Here is a 15,468-nt window from a genome sequence, read left to right on the forward strand (position 1 = left end):
ATATTACGCTGCTACTGTTTGCGAACGTCCTTTTACTTTACCTGATTTCATCATACCTTCATAATGTCTCATCAATAAGTAACTCTCAATCTGCTGAAGAGTATCTAATATAACACCCACCATGATTAATAAAGATGTACCTCCGTAAAACTGTGCAAAGGTAGGACTTATTCCGACTTTTACCGCAAAAGCAGGTAAAATTGCTATCACAGCTAAGAATAAAGATCCTGGTAAAGTAATTTTTGTAAGTACTTCATCTATAAATTCAGAAGTTTGCTTTCCTGGTTTAATGCCAGGAATAAAACCTCCATTCCTTTTCAGATTATCCGCAATATCATTAGGATTCACAGTAATCGCAGTATAAAAGAATGTAAATAGTAAAATTAGTACTGCAAACAGAAGATTATATTGCCATGAATATGGATCACTAAATGTAGAACCAATATAAGCGCCTACTTCGCTTTCCTTCCAAATTCCAGCAATTAATGGAGGAATAAACATTAATGCTTGAGCAAAAATGATTGGCATTACACCTGAAGCATTTATCTTCAACGGTATGTAATCTCTTTTACCTCCGTATAATTTATTTCCAATTACTTGTTTAGCATATTGAATAGGGATTCTTCTTGTTGCCTGAGTAAGTGCAACAACACCCATTACGATAAAGAACAAGGCTACAATTTCTAATACGAACATCAATGCACCGCTCATACCACGAGACATCATTTCTCCTACCATTGAACCTGGTAAACGGCTAATGATTCCAATCATAATTAACATTGAAATACCGTTACCAATACCTTTATCTGTAATTTTTTCTCCTAACCACATGCAGAACATTGTACCAGCAACCAATATAATCATAGAGGTAACCTGGAAAAATGAAGGGCTGTACAATATAGCATCCGAAGGTATCGTAGCTGCTAAATAACCAGCACTCTGAGCGAGAGTAATAACAATAGTTAAAACTCGTGTTATTTGGTTTAGTTTATTTCTACCTGATTCTCCCTCCTTTTGTAATTTTTGAAAATAGGGAACTGCCACTGTCAACAATTGAATAACAATTGAAGCAGAAATATAAGGCATGATACCCAACGCAAAAATGGACGCTCTTTTAAAAGAACCTCCTAAAAAGGTGTTTAACAAATCAAATATTCCTCCTTGTGCTCCTGCTCCTAATTGGTCAACATCAACACCCGGAAGAACAATATAGGACCCTAGTCTAAATACTATCAGAAACCCGATAGTATTTAAAATTCTTACTCTAAGATCCTCTATTGAGAAAATGTTCTTGATTGTGGTTATGAATTTTTTCATGATTATAGCTGTATAACTTTCCCTCCAGCAGCCTCAATAGCTTTGGTTGCTGACTCAGAAAATGCGTGGGCAGTAACCTCCACCTTCGCTTTCAATTCACCCCTACCCAATATTTTTACTTTATCGTTTTTACCAACAAGACCATTATTTAACAACAACTCTAAGTCAATCTTATCAGCGTTTGTCTTTTGAGCTAATGCTTCTAATGCATCTAAATTGATAGCTTTATATTCAACTCTATTAGGATTAGTAAAGCCGAACTTAGGTACTCTTCTTTGTAAAGGCATTTGACCTCCTTCGAAACCTAATTTCTGAGAATATCCAGATCTAGATTTAGCACCTTTGTGACCTCTAGTAGATGTTCCACCTTTTCCAGAACCTTGTCCTCTACCTATTCTCTTTTTATTCTTTACAGAACCCTTTGCAGGTTTTAAACTATATAATTTCATCTGATCTTGCAATTATAATTCGGTTACAGATACCAAATGGCCTACTTTATTTATCATTCCTTGAACCTGTGGTGTTAACTCAACCTCTACAGTCCTGTTAATTTTTCCCAATCCAAGAGCGGTAATTGTTCTTTTCTGATTCTCAGGTCTACCAATTACACTACGAACCTGTGATATTTTAACTTTCGCCATCTTATTAACCGTTAAAAACTTTTGATAAAGAAACTCCTCTGTCTTGCGCTACAGAAAATGCATCTCTCATATTAGTTAACGCATCAAAAGTTGCCTTAACCACGTTATGAGGGTTAGAAGATCCTTTTGATTTAGCTAATACATTATGTACTCCAGCACTCTCTAATACCGCACGCATCGCACCACCTGCAATTACTCCAGTACCCGCAGAAGCAGGTTTCAACAACACATATCCTCCTCCAAATTTTCCGATAGCCTCATGTGGCACAGTTCCTTTAAATAAAGGCACCTTTACCAAGTTCTTTTTAGCGTCATCTATACCTTTTGTTATAGCGTCTGTTACTTCGTTAGCTTTCCCTAATCCATATCCTACAACACCATTTCCATCACCAACTACTACGATAGCAGAGAAACTAAATCTTCTACCACCTTTTACTACCTTAGCTACCCTTTTAATAGCTACAACCTTTTCTTTAAGGTCTATTTCGCTAGCTTTCACTGATCTTATATTATTCTGAGACATATCGCTTTAAAATTTTAGACCTCCCTCTCTGGCTCCATCTGCTAAGGCCTTAACTCGGCCATGATATAGATAACCACTTCTATCAAATACAATACTTTCTATACCACCTGCTTTAGCCTTTTCAGCTAATTTCGCTCCCACAGTTTTAGATACATCTAAATTGATTCCAGCTATATCTAATTCCTTTGAAGAACTTGCAACGATGGTATGCCCTTTAGTATCATCTATCAATTGGGCATAAATTCCTTTATTACTTTTAAAAACTGAAAGTCTTGGCTTCTCAGCAGTACCAGAAATCTTGCTTCTAATACCTTTCTTAATTCTAAGTCTTCTCTTATATTTATTAAATGCCATATCCCTGATTATTTAGCAGCCTGTTTACCAGCCTTACGTCTAATAACTTCGTTAACAAATCTAACACCTTTACCTTTGTACGGTTCAACAGGTCTTAGAGATCTAATTTTTGCAGCCACTTGTCCTATAAGTTGCTTATCAGAACTCTCTAAAGTTACTATTGGGTTTTTACCTTTCTCCGTCTCTGCAACCACAGACACCTCAGCAGGAATAGCTAAGAAAATACTATGAGAATAACCTAAGCTTAGTTCTAAAACATTTCCTTGAGTAGTAGCCTTATATCCTACCCCTACAAGTTCTAATTTTATAACATATCCGGTTGATACACCTTCTACCATGTTAAAAATTAATGATCTGTATAACCCATGAAGAGCTTTATGTCTCTTTTGCTCAGTAGGTCTTTCTACAGTCAGTTCGCCTTCATTTTCAACCAATTTGAAAGCAGGGTCAATTTTTTGTGATAACTCACCTTTTGGTCCTTTCACCGTAACCAAACCTTCAGCCTGATCATATCCATAAGATACCTTATCAGCAAGTTTTATTGGTTTTTTCCCTATTCTAGACATTATATGAAATTTATAATATATTAATATACGTAACAAAGAACTTCACCACCAATGTGTTGTTCTCTAGCTTCTTTATCGGTTACAACACCTTTAGAAGTAGAAAGAATAGCTACACCTAAGCCATTTAAAACTCTTGGTAATGACTCCGCTTGTGCATACTTCCTTAAACCTGGCTTACTTACTCTTTCAAGATGGTAAATCGCAGGATTCTTAGTTTCAGGATTATATTTCAAAGCAATTTTAATGTTACCTTGATGATTAGTAGTATCCTCAAACTTATAGTTTAAAATGTACCCTTTATCATGAAGTACTTTAGTTAATTCCTTCTTGATATTAGACGCAGGAATATCAACTACTCTGTGACGAGCTTTAATCGCATTCCTTAGTCGGGTTAAATAATCTGCTATCGGATCTGTCATTTTCTTTTCTATCTAATGTAAAATTGCAACCCTGTTAAACAGGCCTGCAAAGATACAGAACATTTTTTTTGAATAAAAGTAAAAGAGAAATATTTTACCAGCTAGCTTTAGTAACACCTGGTATTTTCCCATCAGAAGCCATTTCACGGAAAGTAACCCTTGAAATTCCGAACTTTCTCATGTATCCCTTAGGTCTACCTGTAAGCTTACATCTGTTATGTAATCTAACTGGAGAAGCATTTCTAGGTAATTTATCTAGTGCTTCGTAGTCACCAGCCTCTTTAAGGGCTTTTCTTTTAGCAGCAAATTTAGCTACTAACTTTTCTCTTTTCTTTTCTCTTGCTATAACAGCTTTTCTTGCCATAATCTTATTTTTTACTTGCGAAAGGCATTCCGAAAGCTTTTAATAACTCATAGCTTTCCTCATCGCTCTCTGCAGTAGTTACGAAAGTAATGTCCATACCGTTGATGCGGTTAACTTTATCGATACTGATTTCAGGGAAGATAATTTGTTCTTTAACACCTAAAGTATAATTACCTCTACCATCAAATCCTTTATCGCTGATACCTCTAAAGTCACGTACACGAGGAAGAGCAATGGCCATTAATCTGTCCATAAATTCGTACATTTTTTCTCCTCTTAACGTTACTCTAGCACCAATAGGCATTCCATCTCTTAACTTAAAGTTAGATATGGACTTTTTAGATTTTGTAGCAACAGCTTGCTGACCAGTGATAGTTGTAAGTTCTTCAACTCCAATATCCACTAATTTTTTATCAGCTACTGCAGCACCAATACCTTTATTTATGCATATTTTAACCACCTTAGGTACCTGCATAACACTCTTATATTGAAACTTATCCTTAAGAGCAGGTACAATTTCTGAATGGTATTTGTCTTTTAATCTTGGATTAGCCATCTTAAATTAAATCTCCAGTTTTCTTAGAATATCTTTGAAGCTTACCCTGATCATTAAGCTTTCTACCAGTTTTAACTGCATCGCCAGTAGCAGGGTCAATCAACATTAAATTACTAATGTGAACAGCGGCTTCAGTTTTTTCGATTCCACCCTCAGGATTAGTAGCTGAAGGTTTAACGTGTTTAGTTACAACATTAATACCTTTAACCACAGCTCTTTGTTTGCTAGGGATAACCTCAAGTACTTCTCCTTCTTTACCTTTTGAGTTTCCAGAAATTACTTTTACTTTATCTCCTTTTTTAATGTGCAGCTTAGGCTGTTTATTTTTCCTTCTTTCCATGATTACAATACTTCAGGTGCTAATGAAACGATTTTCATAAATTGCTTTTCACGTAACTCCCTTGCAACAGGTCCAAAGATACGTGTACCTCTCGGCTCATCGTTTGTGTTTAATAACACGGCTGCGTTATCTTCAAAGCGGATATAAGATCCATCTTTTCTTCTAACTTCTTTCTTTGTTCTAACGATAACTGCTTTAGAAACAGTACCTTTTTTTAAGTTGCTTGAAGAAAGGGCTGACTTTACTGTTACAACAATTTTGTCTCCCACAGAAGCATACTTTTTACCAGTACCACCTAATACACGGATACAAAGTACTTCCTTCGCTCCGCTGTTATCTGCAACGTTTAATCTTGACTCTTGCTGTATCATTATTATTTAGCCTTTTCAATGATTTCAACTAATCTCCACCTTTTGTTTTTACTCAAAGGACGAGTTTCCATTATTCTTACCGTATCACCAATACCACACTCGTTATTTTCGTCATGAGCCGTAAACTTGGTAGTTTTATTAACAAACTTACCATAGATAGGGTGTTTTTCTTTACGTTGTACCGCAATCGTGATAGACTTCTCCATCTTGTTGCTAACAACCTGCCCTACTCTTTCTTTTCTTAATTTTCTTGACTCCATTTCAATATTATTTAGCGAGTTCTTTAGCTCTCAATTCAGTCTTTAACCTGGCGATAATTCTACGAGTCTCCTTTATCTTAATAGGATTTTCGATTGGAGAGATCTCATGAGCAAATTTCATTTTTCTGTACGCCTCCTGCTCTCCAGCTAATCTTTGCTCGAGTTCTTCGATGCTTAGTGCTCTTATTTCTGAATTCTTCATCTTTTTTATGATTCTACGTAGTCTCTGCGTACTGAAAACTTAGTTTTAATTGGAAGTTTCTGTTGTGCCAAACGGAGTGCCTCTTGAGCCAATTCCTTTTTAACACCACCTGCTTCGAATAGAATTGTACCAGGTTTAACAACTGCTACCCAATATTCAGGAGCACCTTTACCTTTACCCATCCTTACTTCTGCTGGCTTTTTAGTAATAGGCTTGTCAGGAAATATTCTGATCCACACTTGACCTTCCCTTTTCATTGCTCTTGTCATTGCAATCCTGGCCGCTTCTATTTGTCTAGAAGTAATCCATCCTGGCTCTAACGCCTTTATTGCAAATGCCCCAAAAGCTATTCTATGACCTCTTTGGGCGATTCCTTTGATTCTGCCCTTCTGTTTTTTCCTGAATTTAACTCTCTTTGGCTGTAACATATCTTATAACTTTAGATGTGCCTAAGCACGTGCTCTTCTAAATTAAATTATTTGTTTCTTCTTCGCTTAGGACCACCTTCACTACGCTTTCTACCGCCACGGCCTCCACCAGAACTTGAATTTGATGTACCAACGTTAGGAGACAAGTCTCTTTTACCGTAGATCTCACCCTTAAATATCCATACTTTAATACCTATTTTTCCATAGATAGTATTGGCTTCGCTTATTGCATAATCAATATCAGCTCTTAAAGTATGTAATGGAATACGACCGTCCTTGTACTGTTCTGAACGAGCCATTTCAGCTCCTCCAAGTCGACCCGAAACTTTAATTTTAATACCTTGGGCACCTACCCTCATTGCAGAAGCAATCGCTTGCTTCATAGCTCTTCTATAAGATATTCTAGCCTGTAATTGCTGAGCTATTGACTCACCTACAAGTTTAGCGTCTAACTCTGGACGTTTCACCTCAAATATATTGATTTGAACATCCTTACCAGTTAGTTTCTTTAACTCTTCTTTAATTTTATCAACTTCTGCTCCACCTTTACCGATAACAACACCAGGTCTTGCAGTGTGTACAGTAAGTGTAATTCTCTTAAGAGTACGTTCGATTACTACTTTAGAGATTCCACCCTTAGGTATACGAGCAGCTATATAATTTCTTATATTATGATCCTCAACAAGTTTATCGGAAAAATCCTTTCCACCATACCAGCTAGAATCCCAGCCTTTAATGATGCCAAGTCTTAAAGCTATAGGGTTAACTTTCTGTCCCATTATTTATCTTCTTTATTATCTTTTTTCTTAGTCTCTTTCTTTGCAGGTTTTTTTTCAACCTCTTCCTGAACTGGAGCCAGACTATCCAATACTAAAGTTACATGGTTAGATCTTTTTCTAATTCTATGAGCTCTACCCTGTGGAGCAGGTCTCAATCTTTTTAAAATCTTTCCACTATCTACTTGAATAGATTTAACGTAAAGATCTGCGTCTTCTAAATCTACTTCCTCATTGCTCTGCTGCCAGTTAGAAATGGCAGATAACAAAAGTTTTTCAAGCCTTGCGGCTCCTTGCTTAGGCTCAAACTTTAGTATATTAAGCGCCTTATTCACTCTTTCACCACGAATAAGATCAGCTACTAATCTCATTTTACGAGGTGAAGTAGGTACATTCTTTAGTTTAGCTACTGCCTCCATAATTATCTTTTACCTTTGTCTTTTTTACCTACGTGACCTCTGAAATTTCTAGTAGGAGCAAACTCACCAAGTTTATGTCCTACCATGTTTTCAGTTACGTACACGGGAATAAATTTATTTCCATTATGTACAGCAAATGTATGCCCTACAAAATCAGGAGATATCATTGACCTTCTTGACCAAGTTTTGATCACTGATTTTTTTCCTGAGTCGTTCATAGCATCGACTTTCTTTTCGAGCCTGAAGTCAATATACGGTCCTTTTTTAAGTGATCTAGCCATTATTTTTTCTTCTTACCTCTACTGATTATTAGATTGTTTGAATATTTTTTAGGAGTTCTGGTTTTCTTACCTTTAGCCAGAAGACCTGTTCTTGATCTAGGGTGTCCTCCTGAAGACCTACCTTCACCACCTCCCATTGGGTGATCAACCGGGTTCATAGCCACACCTCTAGTTCTAGGTCTTTTACCTAACCATCTGTTTCTACCAGCCTTTCCTAGTCTAACATTCATGTGGTCAGCATTAGATACTGAACCAATAGTAGCTAAACAAGTAACAAGAACTCTTCTAGTCTCACCTGAAGGTAATTTTAAAGTAGCATACTTACCTTCACGAGCAGTTAACTGTGCGTAAGAACCAGCACTTCTTGCCATAGCGCCACCTTTACCAGGCTTAAGCTCTATGTTGTGAATAATAGTACCTAAAGGTATCTTAGATAAAGGTAATGTATTACCTACTTCTGGAGCTACAGATTCTCCTGAGATTATAGTAGTACCTACAACTAATCCTTGCGGAGCTAATATATAAGATTTAGCACCATCAGCATAATATAATAAAGCTAAACGTGCAGATCTTGTTGGATCATACTCTATAGCTTTTACCGTTGCAGGAACGTCAAACTTATTTCTTTTGAAATCAACAAGGCGAGTTTTCTTCTTATGACCACCACCGATATAGCGCATAGTCATTTTACCACTGTTATTTCTACCGCCCGATCTCTTTTTTGTTACAACCAACGACTTCTCAGGCTCTGCCTTTGTAATCTCTGTAAAGGCAGGAGCGATACGATATCTCTGTCCTGGAGTAGTTGGTCTTAATTTCTTAACTGCCATCTCTTCTAATGATTAAATTTCGCTGTAAAAATCGATTACTTCACCATCCGCTACGGTTACGATAGCTTTTTTAAATGATGGGGTTCTTCCTGAAATAACTCTGGATTTAGTATATCTAGACTTTAATTTACCTAGATAGTTCATGGTATTCACATCTTCTACTGTGACCCCGTACATCTTTTCTACAGCCTTTTTAATCTCTACTTTATTAGCTTTGCGGTCTACGATGAAACCATACTTGCCAGTTTCGTTTAAAGCAGAAACTTTTTCTGTAACCAATGGCTTTATTAAAACACTCATTTTTATTTCTTCAATAAGTTATCAATCTTCTCAAGAGAGCTTTCACTCAATATCAAATTATCGGCATGTATAACATCATAAGTGTTTAATGCGTCAGCAGTAACCACTTTTGTATTTTGGATATTTCTTCCTGACAATACGATGTTTTTGTTGTTATCTGAAAGCACTAAAAGAGTTTTTTTAGCTCCTAAAGATAGGGCTTCAAGCATTTTGATATACTCTTTTGTTTTTGGTGCTTCAAAACTGAAGTCTTCTAAAATAGCAATACTTTGATCTTTTGCCTTATAAGTTAAAGCAGATTTTCTTGCTAGCTCCTTAAGCTTTTTATTTAACTTAAAGGAATAGTTTCTTGGTCTAGGACCGAAAACTCTACCTCCACCTCTGAAAACTGGAGATTTGATACTACCAGCTCTGGCTGTACCTGTTCCTTTTTGTTTTTTTATCTTCTTAGTAGAACCACTGATTTCGGCTCTCTCTTTTGACTTATGCGTTCCTTGTCTTTGGTTAGCTAAGTATTGCTTAACGTCAAGATATATTGCATGGTCATTTGGCTCAATACCAAAAACTTCATCAGAAAGAGAAATCTTTCTTCCGGTATCTTCACCACTATATTTTACTACTGAAACGTCCATTATTTCTCGAGAATTACAGTTGAATTATTTGCTCCTGGTACAGAACCACTTATTAAAATTAAATTTTTCTCAGGGATGATTTTAACCACCTGAAGGTTAAGAACTTTCACTCTATCTCCTCCGGCTCTTCCAGCCATTCTCATTCCTTTAAAAACTCTTGCAGGGAAGGATGCACCACCAATTGAACCTGGAGCTCTTTCTCTGTTGTGCTGACCGTGAGTTCTTTGTCCAACACCACCAAATCCATGTCTTTTTACAACACCTTGGAAACCTTTACCTTTTGAGGTTCCAATAGCATCTACGAAGTCTCCTTCTACAAATACATCTCCAACTTTCACTTCTTGACCTAACTGCACTCCTCCTTCAAATTCCACTCGGAAATCGCGAAATTCTACCATCTCCTTCTTAGGAGTTGTATTCGCTTTCTTAAAATGACCTAGCAAAGCTTTAGGAGTATTCTTCTCCTTGCGCTCGCCATAGCCCAACTGAACGGCTGTGTAACCATCAGTCTCTTCATTTTTTACTTGTGTAACCACACAAGGACCAGCCTCTATCACCGTGCATGGGATCATTTTCCCAGTGGCACTGTAAATGCTAGTCATTCCGATTTTCTTTCCTATAATACCAGACATTTTAAAATCTTTATAAGCGTACTTTAGCTATAGCTTTCACGGTTTTTCCGCAAAAGGATTGCAAAGATAATAACTTATAAGAAGTTAACAAATAGTAGAGATATTATTTTTTGGTTATAAAAAGCATTTGAGCCGCTTTTTTTTCTAAACATAGGTAGGTACCGCAAATGTGTGGTAATTTTTCTTTTATCCAAAGAATTACGACATTGATTTAAAAAAAATTAAAATAGCTCATGCAAAACATTGATAGAATTGATCTCATTGAGAGAGTCAACATGCAGTTTATAAAAGTGAATAATCCCATCTAAAATGGTTCTTCGCTGTTGGTTTGACATAGCTATTTGTTCTTCATAGCCGAACGACAACAGCTGATGAAGGATGGTACTTTCTTGGTCAGAAAGAAATGCAAACTCATTTGTGAATGAGTCAACTCCAAAACCTAAATAACGACTTAACTTAAGCAAAAACTGGAGGTGAAAATTATTGGTTTTCCCTTCCAAATGATCCAAAATTTCTATGCTGTGATATATAAATTGGAACATTTCGGATACATCTCCTTCTTCCTGAACACTTTTGTAAAGCACCTCAGCCATAAATATAGCAATGGTAGTTTTTCGAATATCCGTTGGAATATCGTGAAACGGTATGGTACATTTTATTTCAGATATACGATTAATCTCAGCTCCTGATTTTTTATATACTACGAGATCTAATAATGTCAGAGGCTGAAAAAGAGCTATCTTACTTTTCGTGGATTTGCTTCTCACTCCATTGACAATGTAGGTCTGAATACCAAACTCTTCGGTAAAAATTTTAACTATTATAGACGTGTCTCTATACTTAAAATACTTGAAGACTATGCCGCGGGTTTTGTGTAACATTTGAGATATAAAATGACTACTAATCTACTACAGCAATTTTCCCCACGAAAGTATCTTCACCATCATTATTGGCAACAAAGATTAAATAAACACCTGTTTGAGCTCTTTTTCCATTATAATCAGCCCCGTCCCAAGTGGCTGTGCCTCCATTGGATTTTGTTTGCCAAATGAGCTTACCGCTTACATTAGTAATTTTAACTATCACATTGCTGGCCAAGCCCGAGATAGCAATAGTGCCATTAAAATGTGAGGTAACAGGGTTAGGAAATACTTTGACGTTACTATAATCATGTTCAGGCTCTGTAGCGTCTGCACGAAATGAAACTACGCCATCATTTGTAGAAAAAAACACTTCCCCCAACTGATTATCTATACCGATTTCATTAATAATACTGGAAGGTAATGGACTATTATCTGCATCAAAAAACAATACTTCTTGCTCTATTAATGCATCAAACAACCATGCTCCTTTATCTGTGGCAAACCACTTCCTGTTGCCTCCATCTACGAGAATATCATTCACTTCTTCCCCTATTAACAATAACTGACTATCAAATATTGGCTCCACTGCATCCACAGTACCTTCAAAAACTGAATAGGGATTAGTGAACACTGATACACCATTATCGGTACCGATCCAGACATACCCATCCTTATCTAAGCTAAAACATTTGAATTCGTTCCCGACAATGCCCCCATTTGAAGTGGAGTTGTTCAACAACCGGGAATTATTAGTTTCTGGGTCAAAAACAATTATACCTGATGCAGTAAGTAACCATACATATTGGTCAACAAGCAACATATCTGTAGCATATTTAGCCTGCTGATTTGTAAGAAAAAAAGGTCTCCATTGACCATCGGGCTGCAACAACAGTAATGGCGTATCACTGCCATAATTCAACACCCATAATCCCCGGCTATCTCCCTCTATGGCTGTAATTAAAACCTTATCGGCAAGCTCCAAATCAGTAATTAAAGGACTGCCAGGGGTTGTATTATCGTAAACTTCATAACTATCATTTGCTAAAGAAAACTTCAGCAACCCGCTCCCAAATGAAGCTGCAAAATAAGCCCCTATCCCATTACTATATGTCACATCAGTTACATCATTAAATGCAGGAAAACCATCCGTGATATTAGTATTGTAATTACTCCAACGCCCATTGCTAAACTGATAAAACCCATTGGCATACCCCAACGGTTGCAAATTATTAGAATACCCTCCTGAGGCCACAAAAAGACCATCCACCAAATTATTTATAGAAAAAAACTCATTGGAATAAGGGCCTTCAGGCATTATACTATAAAATTGATTCCCTTGTTGATAATTGGTCACCAATGCCTTGTTTTCATCGGCAACCCACCAAACTCCATCGACCGTTAAAAAAGCATCGTTAACCTGTGTGATAAATGTATTGGTTATAGGAGTCACTTCATTACTTGAATAACTAAATAAGGCTTTATCTTCAACAAAATACATGATACCATTAGAAGTAAACCCATTATAAAATTCAGCCGTGAGGTCTTCAAAAACAGTAGTAGTTATCCCTTGGTTCAACTGAATTAATCCTAAATGATCAACTCCTGCCAAAAGATAACCTTCATAATTAGTGATAAAAATCACACCATTATTAGCGTTGCCATTAGGCATATCATATCTCTTCCAAGTTCTAAAATCAAACCTATTTACCTGATTTCGTAAGGAATTTGATATAATACCTGCATTAGTAGCCAGATAGACAGAATCTCCCATTATAGCCAAATCGTTTACATGAATAGTGGCTCCGTCTACACCAATTTCTCGATAAGTTTCCTCTACTTGTAATGATGTTTGGTTGTATTTAAGCAAACCATAATCAGTACCTATAAACAACTGACTTTCTAACTCTACAAATGAATTAATGCCTTTATCACCTATAACTTGGGCGGTTGTAGTAAGGTCAACATTAATTATCTCATTATTTACAACAACATCAAGATTACCATCGGCATAACCAATGTAAAGCTGATTTTGAGCTTCACTAAAATAAAGAGCCGTAATATTCTCAGACTGCAGCCCATCACTTTTAGAAATTTTGGTCACGGCCTGATCATCTTTGTCATAGAAGAACAGTCCATTTTCAGAGGCAACATAAATTTTATCCTCTGTTACTTCAACCAATTTGGCCTTATAATATGAAAAGTGGGTTCGCCATGTGCCCAAAGGAATATTTTGAGCAGTGACACTACCACTTATTAACAAAAATAGCCCAACAAAAATTATTGGGCTGCTTATATTTTTAACGATAAAATGATTAATCTTCTCCATTACGATTTTTCATACCTTGGAAAAAGCTCCCTCTACTACGCGCCTCGTATTCTTGTCTTTCTCCCAACAACACTTTATCCCTGTCCTCACTTAAGCGATAAGAATAAGAAGCTAATTCGCCACTTACCGCACAAATGGCGTGCACTTTGGTTACGAATTCGGCTGTTGCCAGCAAAAACGGCATCGGCCCAAAAGGCTTACCTTCAAAGTCCATATCCAGTCCGGCCACTATCACCCGTTTTCCGCTATTAGCCAACTTATTACAGATATTTACGATTTCATCGTCAAAAAATTGAGCTTCGTCAATGCCAACTACATCACAATCTCCTGCCATAAGTATTATATCACTTGCGAAATTGACCGGTGTTGACCTAATGGCATTTTCATTATGAGACACCACATCCACATCATGATAGCGCTTGTCCACTGCTGGTTTAAAGATTTCAACTTTCTGCCCTGCAATGATAGATCGGTTCAATCTTCTTATTAATTCCTCGGTTTTTCCAGAAAACATACATCCACATATGACTTCTATCCACCCTGTCTTTTTCGGTCTTCCAAAGTTTGGCTCTATAAACATCCTTCAAAATTAAGAAGATACTCACAAAAAAAGGACCTACTCTTGGAAGTAAGTTAATAAGAATATTCCATATGTGGCAATTTAGTAGCTGTGGGCACTTCTATATCTATTTCGCCATCCATCAGTACAGACTGACAGCTAAGACGCTCATTATCAGCCAACCTATTTAACATACGATAATTATTTTCACTTTCTGTTATTGGCGCCAGATTACTTTCTCCCTGTTTTACGATCATTCTACACGAGGTGCACCTCCCCTTTCCTCCACATGCATGCATCCAATCTATAAAATTTTCTTGCAAAGTATCCAATACGGTCGCAGATTTGTCGTTTGTCATTATCGTTTTATCAGCCAGGTTTTTAATAACGATCTTAGGCATATTTCTTAACTTTATAAGGCAAAATGTAAATAAACTAAATTAAGGACTGAGAACTACTAAGTATGGAAAATAATCTTAATCACAAGGGGATAGAAGAATACTGCAAAGAATTATGTGATCATTTGCTTGAAGAACATTTTGCTGACCATGATGTAATTACAGGACCTCAAATACTAGAGCTACAGCAAATAAGGCAGATCAATCTTTTTGTGATGAAGAATCTTCTTAATGAATGGAGAAAGGAAACTTCTAAAATTCAAAGCCCGTACTTTAACTACGATGCACCTGAAGTGAAAGAAGCTCAAAAAGAATTCATGAATATTCTTTCCAGAAATATAGCCATAACAAGGGATAACTTTACTCCTCTATTAGAAGATGCTATAAAAGAGACACTCCTTTTGGTTTTTTCTCCTTATGACTTTTACATGCATCTGATCAACGACCCGAAAAAAAATGGAGTATCGATTAAAAGTCTGAAAAGGATTAGTAAATACGTAAAAATCAACCCTAACCTTTTAATGGCTTTAATAGCCAAGGCTGAAGATGAAGATATGGAAAAGCTTAGCAGACAAGAGGCTACTAAGATGCTCAACGATGTCTTCGAAAATATACAGGAGAGCCCTGAAGATATAGATGTTTACTTTGAGAAATTCTCAGAATTATTGCCTTTAGATGAAAGCTTAGTTTATGGAAATGCCACAGCTACAGCTCCACCTACCCCAATGGCACAGCAAAGAGAATTAGAGCACGAGGAAGTAAACGAAAAAGCTGCGCCAATAAATAGCCGTTTTGAGTCGCCAACCAAAACCTTAAATGACCAGCACGCCAATCAAGAAAAATCTTCGATAGCTGACAGGCATAAAAGTCAGAAAATTGATAGCATAAGAAAAAATATAAGCATCAACCAGCGCTTTATGTTTATAAATATGCTTTTTGATGGGGACGAGACATCATTTAATAACACCGTTAGCTACTTAGAGGAGTGCGAAAACAAGTCAGACGCTAACAGTTACTTAGTAGAAAACTATCCCTACTGGAATACTGAAACCGAAGAGGTTGAAGAATTTTTAGAGATCGTAAATAAAAAGTTTAATTAAAAGAAAAGGCG

26 protein-coding genes are annotated in these 15,468 nt (G+C 36.6%); 1 reads left to right on the forward strand and 25 read right to left on the reverse strand.

The features are described 5' to 3' along the window. Window positions 1-3 precede the first annotated feature (3 nt). The 25 genes from secY to ACXACQ_RS01865 form a co-directional block, all read right to left on the reverse strand. Window positions 4-1,317 (reverse strand): preprotein translocase subunit SecY, encoded by a 1,314-nt coding sequence (gene secY, locus ACXACQ_RS01745; RefSeq protein WP_474974194.1) that lies wholly within the window; start codon window positions 1,315-1,317, stop codon window positions 4-6. 2 nt (window positions 1,318-1,319) lie between these two features. Further along, on the reverse strand, window positions 1,320-1,766 hold the full coding sequence (gene rplO, locus ACXACQ_RS01750; protein WP_474974195.1) for a 50S ribosomal protein L15: 447 nt from the start codon (window positions 1,764-1,766) through the stop codon (window positions 1,320-1,322). Between the two features lie 12 nt (window positions 1,767-1,778). After that, entirely contained in the window at window positions 1,779-1,958 is a 180-nt protein-coding gene (gene rpmD / locus ACXACQ_RS01755; RefSeq protein WP_474974196.1) for a 50S ribosomal protein L30, read from the reverse strand. 4 nt (window positions 1,959-1,962) lie between these two features. Next, window positions 1,963-2,481 carry a 30S ribosomal protein S5 gene (gene rpsE, locus ACXACQ_RS01760; RefSeq protein ID WP_474974197.1) on the reverse strand — a complete coding sequence of 173 codons (519 nt, stop codon included), beginning with the start codon at window positions 2,479-2,481 and terminating at the stop codon, window positions 1,963-1,965. A 6-nt stretch (window positions 2,482-2,487) separates the two neighbouring features. Next, window positions 2,488-2,835 carry a 50S ribosomal protein L18 gene (gene rplR / locus ACXACQ_RS01765; RefSeq protein WP_474974198.1) on the reverse strand — a complete coding sequence of 116 codons (348 nt, stop codon included), beginning with the start codon at window positions 2,833-2,835 and terminating at the stop codon, window positions 2,488-2,490. Between the two features lie 8 nt (window positions 2,836-2,843). Continuing rightward, window positions 2,844-3,401 carry a 50S ribosomal protein L6 gene (gene rplF, locus ACXACQ_RS01770; RefSeq protein ID WP_474974199.1) on the reverse strand — a complete coding sequence of 186 codons (558 nt, stop codon included), beginning with the start codon at window positions 3,399-3,401 and terminating at the stop codon, window positions 2,844-2,846. A 20-nt stretch (window positions 3,402-3,421) separates the two neighbouring features. Further along, entirely contained in the window at window positions 3,422-3,820 is a 399-nt protein-coding gene (gene rpsH, locus ACXACQ_RS01775) for a 30S ribosomal protein S8 (protein WP_474974200.1), read from the reverse strand. Window positions 3,821-3,914: 94 nt separating this feature from the next. After that, window positions 3,915-4,184 (reverse strand): 30S ribosomal protein S14, encoded by a 270-nt coding sequence (gene rpsN, locus ACXACQ_RS01780; RefSeq protein WP_474974201.1) that lies wholly within the window; start codon window positions 4,182-4,184, stop codon window positions 3,915-3,917. A 4-nt stretch (window positions 4,185-4,188) separates the two neighbouring features. After that, on the reverse strand, window positions 4,189-4,740 hold the full coding sequence (gene rplE, locus ACXACQ_RS01785; RefSeq protein ID WP_474974202.1) for a 50S ribosomal protein L5: 552 nt from the start codon (window positions 4,738-4,740) through the stop codon (window positions 4,189-4,191). A 1-nt stretch (window position 4,741) separates the two neighbouring features. Continuing rightward, on the reverse strand, window positions 4,742-5,080 hold the full coding sequence (gene rplX, locus ACXACQ_RS01790) for a 50S ribosomal protein L24 (RefSeq protein ID WP_474974203.1): 339 nt from the start codon (window positions 5,078-5,080) through the stop codon (window positions 4,742-4,744). Window positions 5,081-5,082: 2 nt separating this feature from the next. Further along, a complete protein-coding gene (gene rplN / locus ACXACQ_RS01795) occupies window positions 5,083-5,451 on the reverse strand; it encodes a 50S ribosomal protein L14 (protein WP_474974204.1) in 369 nt (122 codons plus the stop codon). Window positions 5,452-5,453: 2 nt separating this feature from the next. Next, complete coding sequence (rpsQ, locus tag ACXACQ_RS01800; protein ID WP_474974205.1) at window positions 5,454-5,711, reverse strand: 30S ribosomal protein S17; 258 nt, start codon at window positions 5,709-5,711, stop codon at window positions 5,454-5,456. A gap of 7 nt (window positions 5,712-5,718) precedes the next feature. Then, window positions 5,719-5,913, reverse strand: a complete 195-nt coding sequence (rpmC, locus tag ACXACQ_RS01805; protein ID WP_474974206.1) for a 50S ribosomal protein L29 — start codon at window positions 5,911-5,913, stop codon at window positions 5,719-5,721. 5 nt (window positions 5,914-5,918) lie between these two features. After that, window positions 5,919-6,341, reverse strand: coding sequence for a 50S ribosomal protein L16 (rplP, locus tag ACXACQ_RS01810; protein ID WP_474974207.1), 423 nt, complete (start codon window positions 6,339-6,341; stop codon window positions 5,919-5,921). A gap of 47 nt (window positions 6,342-6,388) precedes the next feature. Further along, the gene (rpsC, locus tag ACXACQ_RS01815) at window positions 6,389-7,120 is read right to left on the reverse strand and encodes a 30S ribosomal protein S3 (protein ID WP_474974208.1); all 732 of its coding nucleotides are present in this window, start codon (window positions 7,118-7,120) and stop codon (window positions 6,389-6,391) included. Continuing rightward, on the reverse strand, window positions 7,120-7,536 hold the full coding sequence (rplV, locus tag ACXACQ_RS01820) for a 50S ribosomal protein L22 (protein ID WP_474974209.1): 417 nt from the start codon (window positions 7,534-7,536) through the stop codon (window positions 7,120-7,122). Before rplV ends, rpsC begins: the two co-directional genes overlap by 1 nt. 2 nt (window positions 7,537-7,538) lie before the next feature. Further along, window positions 7,539-7,817, reverse strand: coding sequence for a 30S ribosomal protein S19 (rpsS, locus tag ACXACQ_RS01825; protein WP_474974210.1), 279 nt, complete (start codon window positions 7,815-7,817; stop codon window positions 7,539-7,541). Continuing rightward, the gene (gene rplB / locus ACXACQ_RS01830; RefSeq protein WP_474974211.1) at window positions 7,817-8,647 is read right to left on the reverse strand and encodes a 50S ribosomal protein L2; all 831 of its coding nucleotides are present in this window, start codon (window positions 8,645-8,647) and stop codon (window positions 7,817-7,819) included. Before rplB ends, rpsS begins: the two co-directional genes overlap by 1 nt. 12 nt (window positions 8,648-8,659) lie before the next feature. Continuing rightward, entirely contained in the window at window positions 8,660-8,947 is a 288-nt protein-coding gene (gene rplW / locus ACXACQ_RS01835; RefSeq protein WP_474974212.1) for a 50S ribosomal protein L23, read from the reverse strand. A gap of 2 nt (window positions 8,948-8,949) precedes the next feature. Beyond that, entirely contained in the window at window positions 8,950-9,579 is a 630-nt protein-coding gene (gene rplD / locus ACXACQ_RS01840; protein WP_474974213.1) for a 50S ribosomal protein L4, read from the reverse strand. Further along, complete coding sequence (gene rplC / locus ACXACQ_RS01845) at window positions 9,579-10,211, reverse strand: 50S ribosomal protein L3 (RefSeq protein WP_474974214.1); 633 nt, start codon at window positions 10,209-10,211, stop codon at window positions 9,579-9,581. The genes rplD and rplC overlap by 1 nt, the downstream gene beginning before the upstream one ends. Before the next feature lie 221 nt (window positions 10,212-10,432). Further along, a complete protein-coding gene (gene recO, locus ACXACQ_RS01850; RefSeq protein ID WP_474974215.1) occupies window positions 10,433-11,092 on the reverse strand; it encodes a DNA repair protein RecO in 660 nt (219 codons plus the stop codon). Between the two features lie 19 nt (window positions 11,093-11,111). Continuing rightward, window positions 11,112-13,400 (reverse strand): type IX secretion system anionic LPS delivery protein PorZ, encoded by a 2,289-nt coding sequence (gene porZ, locus ACXACQ_RS01855; protein ID WP_474974216.1) that lies wholly within the window; start codon window positions 13,398-13,400, stop codon window positions 11,112-11,114. Beyond that, the gene (locus ACXACQ_RS01860) at window positions 13,387-13,980 is read right to left on the reverse strand and encodes a thymidine kinase (RefSeq protein ID WP_474974217.1); all 594 of its coding nucleotides are present in this window, start codon (window positions 13,978-13,980) and stop codon (window positions 13,387-13,389) included. Before ACXACQ_RS01860 ends, porZ begins: the two co-directional genes overlap by 14 nt. A 53-nt stretch (window positions 13,981-14,033) precedes the next feature. Then, entirely contained in the window at window positions 14,034-14,360 is a 327-nt protein-coding gene (locus tag ACXACQ_RS01865) for a 2Fe-2S iron-sulfur cluster-binding protein (RefSeq protein ID WP_474974218.1), read from the reverse strand. 62 nt (window positions 14,361-14,422) lie between these two features. Here ACXACQ_RS01865 and ACXACQ_RS01870 point away from each other — a divergent pair, with 62 nt between their 5' ends. Then, entirely contained in the window at window positions 14,423-15,457 is a 1,035-nt protein-coding gene (locus tag ACXACQ_RS01870) for a hypothetical protein (RefSeq protein ID WP_474974219.1), read from the forward strand. Window positions 15,458-15,468 lie beyond the last annotated feature (11 nt).

This window comes from Fulvivirga sp. AWR4_260 (assembly GCF_056158185.1).

Excerpts from the sequence above, each read along its gene's own strand:
- secY (WP_474974194.1), bottom strand. The coding sequence starts at position 1,317 with ATGAAAAAATTCATAACCACAATCAAGAACATTTTCTCAATAGAGGAT.
- rplO (WP_474974195.1), bottom strand. The coding sequence starts at position 1,766 with ATGAAATTATATAGTTTAAAACCTGCAAAGGGTTCTGTAAAGAATAAA.
- rpmD (WP_474974196.1), bottom strand. The coding sequence starts at position 1,958 with ATGGCGAAAGTTAAAATATCACAGGTTCGTAGTGTAATTGGTAGACCT.
- rpsE (WP_474974197.1), bottom strand. The coding sequence starts at position 2,481 with ATGTCTCAGAATAATATAAGATCAGTGAAAGCTAGCGAAATAGACCTT.
- rplR (WP_474974198.1), bottom strand. The coding sequence starts at position 2,835 with ATGGCATTTAATAAATATAAGAGAAGACTTAGAATTAAGAAAGGTATT.
- rplF (WP_474974199.1), bottom strand. The coding sequence starts at position 3,401 with ATGTCTAGAATAGGGAAAAAACCAATAAAACTTGCTGATAAGGTATCT.
- rpsH (WP_474974200.1), bottom strand. The coding sequence starts at position 3,820 with ATGACAGATCCGATAGCAGATTATTTAACCCGACTAAGGAATGCGATT.
- rpsN (WP_474974201.1), bottom strand. The coding sequence starts at position 4,184 with ATGGCAAGAAAAGCTGTTATAGCAAGAGAAAAGAAAAGAGAAAAGTTA.
- rplE (WP_474974202.1), bottom strand. The coding sequence starts at position 4,740 with ATGGCTAATCCAAGATTAAAAGACAAATACCATTCAGAAATTGTACCT.
- rplX (WP_474974203.1), bottom strand. The coding sequence starts at position 5,080 with ATGGAAAGAAGGAAAAATAAACAGCCTAAGCTGCACATTAAAAAAGGA.
- rplN (WP_474974204.1), bottom strand. The coding sequence starts at position 5,451 with ATGATACAGCAAGAGTCAAGATTAAACGTTGCAGATAACAGCGGAGCG.
- rpsQ (WP_474974205.1), bottom strand. The coding sequence starts at position 5,711 with ATGGAGTCAAGAAAATTAAGAAAAGAAAGAGTAGGGCAGGTTGTTAGC.
- rpmC (WP_474974206.1), bottom strand. The coding sequence starts at position 5,913 with ATGAAGAATTCAGAAATAAGAGCACTAAGCATCGAAGAACTCGAGCAA.
- rplP (WP_474974207.1), bottom strand. The coding sequence starts at position 6,341 with ATGTTACAGCCAAAGAGAGTTAAATTCAGGAAAAAACAGAAGGGCAGA.
- rpsC (WP_474974208.1), bottom strand. The coding sequence starts at position 7,120 with ATGGGACAGAAAGTTAACCCTATAGCTTTAAGACTTGGCATCATTAAA.
- rplV (WP_474974209.1), bottom strand. The coding sequence starts at position 7,536 with ATGGAGGCAGTAGCTAAACTAAAGAATGTACCTACTTCACCTCGTAAA.
- rpsS (WP_474974210.1), bottom strand. The coding sequence starts at position 7,817 with ATGGCTAGATCACTTAAAAAAGGACCGTATATTGACTTCAGGCTCGAA.
- rplB (WP_474974211.1), bottom strand. The coding sequence starts at position 8,647 with ATGGCAGTTAAGAAATTAAGACCAACTACTCCAGGACAGAGATATCGT.
- rplW (WP_474974212.1), bottom strand. The coding sequence starts at position 8,947 with ATGAGTGTTTTAATAAAGCCATTGGTTACAGAAAAAGTTTCTGCTTTA.
- rplD (WP_474974213.1), bottom strand. The coding sequence starts at position 9,579 with ATGGACGTTTCAGTAGTAAAATATAGTGGTGAAGATACCGGAAGAAAG.
- rplC (WP_474974214.1), bottom strand. The coding sequence starts at position 10,211 with ATGTCTGGTATTATAGGAAAGAAAATCGGAATGACTAGCATTTACAGT.
- recO (WP_474974215.1), bottom strand. The coding sequence starts at position 11,092 with ATGTTACACAAAACCCGCGGCATAGTCTTCAAGTATTTTAAGTATAGA.
- porZ (WP_474974216.1), bottom strand. The coding sequence starts at position 13,400 with ATGGAGAAGATTAATCATTTTATCGTTAAAAATATAAGCAGCCCAATA.
- ACXACQ_RS01860 (WP_474974217.1), bottom strand. The coding sequence starts at position 13,980 with ATGTTTATAGAGCCAAACTTTGGAAGACCGAAAAAGACAGGGTGGATA.
- ACXACQ_RS01865 (WP_474974218.1), bottom strand. The coding sequence starts at position 14,360 with ATGCCTAAGATCGTTATTAAAAACCTGGCTGATAAAACGATAATGACA.
- ACXACQ_RS01870 (WP_474974219.1), top strand. The coding sequence starts at position 14,423 with ATGGAAAATAATCTTAATCACAAGGGGATAGAAGAATACTGCAAAGAA.